Source organism: Microbacterium sp. SD291 (genome assembly GCF_017355365.1).
GTDB lineage: Bacteria > Actinomycetota > Actinomycetes > Actinomycetales > Microbacteriaceae > Microbacterium.
The window spans coordinates 147,746-153,745 of sequence record NZ_JADIJR010000005.1 but is presented as its reverse complement, the minus strand read 5'-3'; the positions used below and the strand labels follow the sequence as shown (position 1 = coordinate 153,745).

Annotated in this window: 5 protein-coding genes and 1 pseudogene; 3 read left to right on the top strand and 3 right to left on the bottom strand. The window is 65.8% G+C overall.

Annotated elements, in window-relative coordinates; all coding sequences use genetic code 11:
* Positions 1 to 162: 162 nt before the first annotated feature.
* On the bottom strand, positions 163 to 654 hold the full coding sequence (locus tag IPV10_RS04860) for an Lrp/AsnC family transcriptional regulator (protein ID WP_207480992.1): 492 nt from the start codon (positions 652 to 654) through the stop codon (positions 163 to 165).
* A gap of 236 nt (positions 655 to 890) precedes the next feature.
* On the opposite strand from IPV10_RS04860, the gene IPV10_RS04855 reads away from it, so the two are divergent.
* The 3 genes and pseudogenes from IPV10_RS04855 (at position 891) to IPV10_RS04845 (ending at position 5,067) form a co-directional block, all read left to right on the top strand.
* Positions 891 to 3,239, top strand: a complete 2,349-nt coding sequence (locus IPV10_RS04855) for a pyruvate dehydrogenase (protein ID WP_207480990.1) — start codon at positions 891 to 893, stop codon at positions 3,237 to 3,239.
* 60 nt (positions 3,240 to 3,299) lie between these two features.
* Positions 3,300 to 3,807: pseudogene (locus IPV10_RS04850) on the top strand (IS5 family transposase); the annotation flags it as partial.
* Positions 3,808 to 3,874: 67 nt separating this feature from the next.
* A protein-coding gene (locus IPV10_RS04845) for an IS3 family transposase (RefSeq protein WP_207480988.1) occupies positions 3,875 to 5,067 on the top strand; the annotation gives its coding sequence in 2 pieces (ribosomal slippage) (positions 3,875 to 4,159 and positions 4,162 to 5,067; 1,191 coding nt in all).
* A 9-nt stretch (positions 5,068 to 5,076) separates the two neighbouring features.
* On the opposite strand, the gene IPV10_RS04840 is transcribed toward IPV10_RS04845, so the two are convergent.
* Together IPV10_RS04840 and IPV10_RS04835 are read right to left on the bottom strand one after the other, a co-directional pair.
* The gene (locus tag IPV10_RS04840; protein ID WP_207480986.1) at positions 5,077 to 5,418 is read right to left on the bottom strand and encodes a DDE-type integrase/transposase/recombinase; all 342 of its coding nucleotides are present in this window, start codon (positions 5,416 to 5,418) and stop codon (positions 5,077 to 5,079) included.
* Positions 5,415 to 5,735, bottom strand: coding sequence for a helix-turn-helix domain-containing protein (locus tag IPV10_RS04835; RefSeq protein ID WP_207480984.1), 321 nt, complete (start codon positions 5,733 to 5,735; stop codon positions 5,415 to 5,417). The genes IPV10_RS04840 and IPV10_RS04835 overlap by 4 nt, the downstream gene beginning before the upstream one ends.
* Positions 5,736 to 6,000 lie beyond the last annotated feature (265 nt).

Sequence of the window (6,000 nt, the reverse complement as noted above, 5' to 3'; positions counted from 1 at the left end):
GCTAGTCGCTGCTGCGACGTCGACGCGGGGGTTCGGTCGGGAGCACGTCGAGTTAGTTGCTGATCAGATGGCGCGTAGCGTTCAAAGCTGATTCGCGCCCTTTGTTCCAGAACGAAAGCCCAGATGGAGTTCGTGAGAGGACTCTTCAGGTCAATCGAGAGATTAAGCCGGCCGAGACCCAGTTGAATTCGCTCCAATGAGTTGTGCGATTCGGTGTTCAACGAACTCCCCCATCACCAGACCGGTGGTGGTCCTCTTGACGCCGTCAATGTCGAGGATGCGCCCCGCGATTCGGTAGAGGTCATCGGCGTCGCGCGCCACGACGTGCACGAGCAGGTCGGCCACGCCAGCCAGGCCGTGCACCTGAACAACCTCGGGAACTTGAGCGAGCGTGCCCGAAATGGCGCTGAGCTTGCGCTGCTTGACGGTCGTGAGAATGAACGCCTCCAACGGGAAGCCGAGGAAGGCTGGGTCGATACGGCGCTCAAAGGAACGCAGCGACTTCTCGACGGCGTACCGCGCCAGCCGGGCACGCACCGTGTTTCGGGCTAGGCCGGTCGCCTCAGCAAGTGCGAGATTCGTGGCATCCGGATTCGCCACAAGCGCCCGGAGCAGTGCCGCGTCAATGTCGTCAGCTGTCCGCGATGTGTCCATAGTGATCACTCCTCTTCGATACGCACCCCACGTTGGTGCGCACTCTGCGCAAACTCTACCCGATCGCTTGCGCAAAATCGGCAAGGCTGGTCAGATTGCTAATCAATACACACGCGCGCCGCTCTATTCGAGCTCGCGCACCACGGCTCGTTCCACAAGACCGGCCGCACCGCTCTCCGGGCGACGTACACGCGCTCGCCTGGAGACAGTGCTCACTCCAGCGCCGAAGGACACCCATGAACACCACTGCCGTTTCTGATTCACCGACGACACCCGACGCCTCCGCTGGGACCGCCGAGCGTGACAACACCCTTCAACAGATCGAGAAGCGCGTTCTGTGGCTTGCCACGTCGATCGTCCACCACGCCAACAAGGTCCGCCCCAACACCTCCGGTGTGAAAGTCGGTGGGCACCAGGCGTCGAGCGCGTCGATGACCACGATCATGACGTCCCTCTGGTTTGAGCAACTGCGCGCTGAAGACCGCGTGTCGGTCAAGCCGCACTCCTCGCCCGTACTTCACGCGATCAACTACCTGATCGGTCAGCTGGACGAAAAATACCTGACGACGCTCCGTCAGTTCGGTGGCCTGCAGAGCTACCCGAGCCGCACGAAGGACCCTGACCCCGCCGATTACTCGACCGGTTCGGTCGGAATCGGGGCGACCGCGCCGATCTGGGGTGCCATGTCGCGTCGCTACACCGAGACGCTCACTGGGGTGCCGAGCCGGGGCCGTCAGTATTCGCTGGTGGGCGACGCCGAACTCGACGAGGGCGCAATCTGGGAAGCCGTGCTGGACACTTCGGTGCAGGACCTGGGCGAGATCGTGTGGATCGTCGACCTCAACCGCCAGTCGCTCGACCGGGTCGTACCGAACATCGCGGCCGGCAAGATCGAGAAGCTCTTCGACGCAGCCGGCTGGCAGGTGATCACCGTCCGCTTCGGCCGTCTGCTCGAGAGCCTGATGGCCCTGCCTGGAGGCGACGGCCTCCGCCGACGGATCCTCGACATGTCCAATCCCGAGTACCAGCGCCTGCTGCGCTGTGCCGCTGACGAGCTACGCCAGCGGCTGCCTGGCGCGGGTGCGGATGCCGCGGCAATCGATGCCTTGATCGCTGGTGTCGACGACGCAACACTTCTCGCGGCCATCCGCAACCTCGGCGGCCACGACATGGACGCACTCCGACGGGCCTACGCCGAGATCGACGACTCACGGCCGACCGTCATCATCGCCTACACCGTGAAGGGGCACGGCCTGCCGCTCGAAGGGCACCCGCAGAACCACTCCTCGCTGCTCTCGATCGAGCAGTACGAGCAGCTCGCGGCGGCGCTCGGCGAGAACGCTTCGGCACGGTGGTCGCGTTTTGCCCCGGAGTCCCCAGCCGGTCTGGTCTGTGCGGCCGCGGCCGAACGACTCGAGCGCCCGGCGATCCTGACGAACACCCCGCCGGAGGTGCCCACCGACCTGGGCCGCACCCCCACGGGCACCGCCACCACCCAGGCAGCCCTCGGCCGAGCGCTCCTCGACCTCACCCGGGTCGCTCCCGAGGCCGCCCGCCGGGTCGTCACAGTGAGCCCAGACGTGAGCTCGAGCACGAACCTCGCCGGCTGGATCAACAAAGTCGGGGTGTGGTCGACCGAAGAACGCCGCGACTGGTTCGACGACGATCGCGAAACGATGCTGCACTGGCGTGAGCGCCCCTCCGGCCAGCACATCGAGCTCGGCATCGCCGAGGTGAACCTGGTGGGACTGATCAGCGAGCTCGGCGCGACTTGGAGCCGCTGGGGCGAGACCCTGTTCCCGATCGGCACAATCTACGATCCGTTCGTTGAACGGGCGCTGGAGCCGTGGTCGTACGGCATGTACGCCGGCGGGCAGTCGATCCTCGTCGGAACGCCGTCGGGCGTCACCCTCGCTCCCGAGGGGGGCGCACACCAGTCGATCAAGACGCCGTCGATCGGGCTGGAACAGCCCGACTGCCTGAGCTACGAACCCGCCTTCGTCGTTGACGTCGAGTGGACCTTGCTGGCCGCAATGGGACAGCTCGGCCGGCCCGGCGGCAAGTCGGCGTACCTGCGCCTGTCCACGAAACCAATCGATCAAAAGCTCGCCGCGGTGCCCGAGGACCCGGCAGCTCGAGAGCGCCGCCGCCGTCAAGTGGTGGCCGGTGCATACATCCTGCGCGCCGTCGCCGAGCCCGAGGTCCAGATCGTGACGATGGGCGCACTCGTTCCCGAGGCCCTTGCGGCGGCCGCGCGGCTCGCCGACCAAGGGGTCGAGGCCGAGGTGCTGTGCGTTACGAGCCCCGGCCTGCTGTTTGAAGCATTGCAAGCGCGGCGCGGACTCGGCGACGGGCCGTCGTGGATCCTCGACCAGATCTTCCCGGCCGACCGGGCCGTTCCACAGGTGACGGTTATCGACGGACACCCGCACACCCTCGCGTTCCTCTCCGGCATCAACAACGTACCTGCCCGGAACCTCGGCGTGTCGCGCTTCGGACAAGCCGGCGACGTCGACGACGTCTACCGATACCACGGCATCGACACCGACAGCATCGTGCGTGCGGCACTGGACATGAAGATATGAGGGTGAACAGCTAGGGCGTGTCTGACAAAGGTTCGGGTGGCTGGCTGCGAGCCTGAAAGCATGTCTCGTTTTCGGATGCTTTCGGATGCTCAGTGGTCGCTGATCGAGCCGATGCTGCCACGTCCGACGGGGCGTCCGGGTCGGAAGTTCTCGGATGCGCGGACGATGGTCGAGGGCATCGTCTACCGGTACCGGACTGGCCTCGCATGGCGGGATCTGCCGCCGGTGTTCGGGCCGTGGCAGACGGTGTGGACGTGGCATCGGCGGATGGCGTTCGATGGGACGTGGGATCGGGTAGCGGCGATGATCACGGCAGCAGCAGACGCGGCGGGCCTGATTGATTGGTCGCTGTCGGTGGACTCCACGATTGCTCGTGCGCATCAGCACGCAACGAACATCACCCGCCTCACAGGGGGCTGGATCGAGTTACAAGAATCTGCAGGTCGAGCCGCCTGATCACGGCATCGGCCGCTCCAGGGGTGGCCTGTCGACGAAGATCCATCAGCTCGTCGATGGCAATGGGCTGCCTCTGGTCACTCTGGTCACGCCAGGGCAGGCCGGGGACTCTGGGTCTGCTGCACGGATAGGTGACACCTGATCTGTGGTGCCGTGTGCATCGCTGGGAGGATGTCATCATGCCCAAGCCCTATCCGCGCGAGTTCCGTGACGACGTTGTGCGCGTCGCTGTGAATCGCGAGCCTGGTGTCCCGTTGCGTCAGATCGCGGCGGACTTCGGGATCAGCGAGACCTGTCTGCAGAACTGGGTCCGCCAGGCCGCCGTCGAGACCGGCGCGAAGCCGGGCGTGACGCGGGCCGAGGCCGACGAGGCCCGCGAGTTGCGCAAGCGGGTCCGTCTGCTGGAGCAGGAGAACGAGGTGCTGCGCCGCGCGGCGGCGTATTTCGCGCAGGCGCATCTGCCGGGAAAATAATGTACCCGCTCGTGACAGAGCTCGCCGCTGACGGGATCCCCGTCGCGGTGACGTGCCGGGTCCTCAAGCTCTCCCGTCAGCCCTACTACCGGTGGCTGGCGAACCCGGTCACGGACAGTGAGATCGTGGAGGCGTATCGCGCGAACGCGCTGTTCGACGCGCATCGTGATGACCCGGAGTTCGGGCACCGGCTTCTGGCCGATGAGGCCCGCGACGCGGGCGAGGCGATGGCGGACCGGACGGCGTGGCGGATCACGTCCGAGAACGGCTGGTGGAGCGTGTTCGGGAAGAAGCGCGGCAAGAACGGCCGCAAGCCCGGTCCCGCCGTTCACGACGACCTCTGCGTCGTGACTGACGCGGACGGCCGGGTGCGGCACGAGTTCACCGCGACCGGCCCGAACCAGCTCTGGCTGACCGATATCACCGAGCACAAGACCGCCGAGGGCAAGCTCTATCTCTGCGCGATCAAGGACGTGTTCGGGAACAAGATCGTCGGATACTCGATCGACTCGAGAATGAAGTCCAGCCTCGCGGTCCGCGCGTTGGAGAACGCCGTCCAGATGCGCGGTGACGTCGCCGGCTGCATCGTTCACAGCGACCGCGGATCCCAGTTCCGCAGCCGGAAGTTCCTGCGCGCTCTGTCCCGTCATCGCCTCGTCGGATCGATGGGCAGAGTCGCGTCCTGCGGAGACAACGCCGCCATGGAATCGTTCTTCGCCCTGCTGCAGAAGAACGTCCTCGACCGCCGATCCTGGACCACCCGAGAGCAACTGCGCATCGCGATCGTGACCTGGATCGAGAGGACCTACCACCGCCGGCGTCGACAGGCCGCACTGGGCCGTTTGACACCCATCGAGTTCGAGACCATCATGAACCAGAACCTGGCCCTCGCGGCCTAACCGAAACTGTCACCTATCCGTGCAGCAGACCCGAAGGTATTCGAATGCGTTGCGTCCGCCGCCGAAGCGGGCGGTGTAGACGCGGCCGTTGTCCGTGAGTGTGGAGGCCGGGACGCCGTGTTCGTCGGTCGCTGCCAGGAACGTGGAGACGACGTCGTCGCCGGTGACGGGCAGGTGCGCCGTGCAGGACAGCAGGAACCGGGAGCGGTCGTCGAGCCAGTTCAGGATCTCGATGTCGGTGCCGTCGGCGAGGCGCCAGTGGGTGAAGTCGGACTGCCAGGTCTCGTTGGGTTGGGCGGCTTCGAACCGGATGTACGAGGAGCGGGGTCGTTTCCGCGGCTCCGGGATCACCAGACCGGCAGCGTGCAGGATCCGTCGGATCGTCGACGTCGACGGCGGGTGCGTCCCTCGCGTTCGAGGTGCCAGGCGATCGTCACCGGTCCGGCATCCAGACCTTGCCCGGTCAGCTGCTGCCGGAGGGTGATGATCCGGTCACGGATCTCATCCGGTGTGGCAGCGGAGTTCGTCTTCGGTCGCCTCGAGCGGGCCTCGAGCGCGTCCAGACCGCCGTCCCGGTAGCGCGAGAGCAGGCGGTGCAGATGTCGACGGGAGATCCCGTACTCGACCGCCGCCTCCGCGACAGTGAGCTGGCCGGCAACGATCTTCAAGACCACAACACGATGCTTCGACACCTCGCCGACTGTGACCTATGTCGCGACTCATCAGCGACACATCACCTGTGACACATGTCGTGAACCCAGACACCCTCAGGTCCACCAAGAATCCCGCGGATGAACATCCGCGGGATTTCTCGTTTCCGGGGCGCTGCGCCCGTGGGTGGGTCATGGGCGCGTGCCGGCATCCGTACAGATCATCCGGACTCGGTCGACCGCCACCCGAAGTGTGCGGACTCCTGCGCACGATCGCCGGTAC

What these genes read in the sequence shown, in the direction of transcription:
- IPV10_RS04855 (WP_207480990.1), top strand. Translation starts at nt 891, where the DNA reads ATGAACACCACTGCCGTTTCTGATTCACCGACGACACCCGACGCCTCC.
- IPV10_RS04860 (WP_207480992.1), bottom strand. Translation starts at nt 654, where the DNA reads ATGGACACATCGCGGACAGCTGACGACATTGACGCGGCACTGCTCCGG.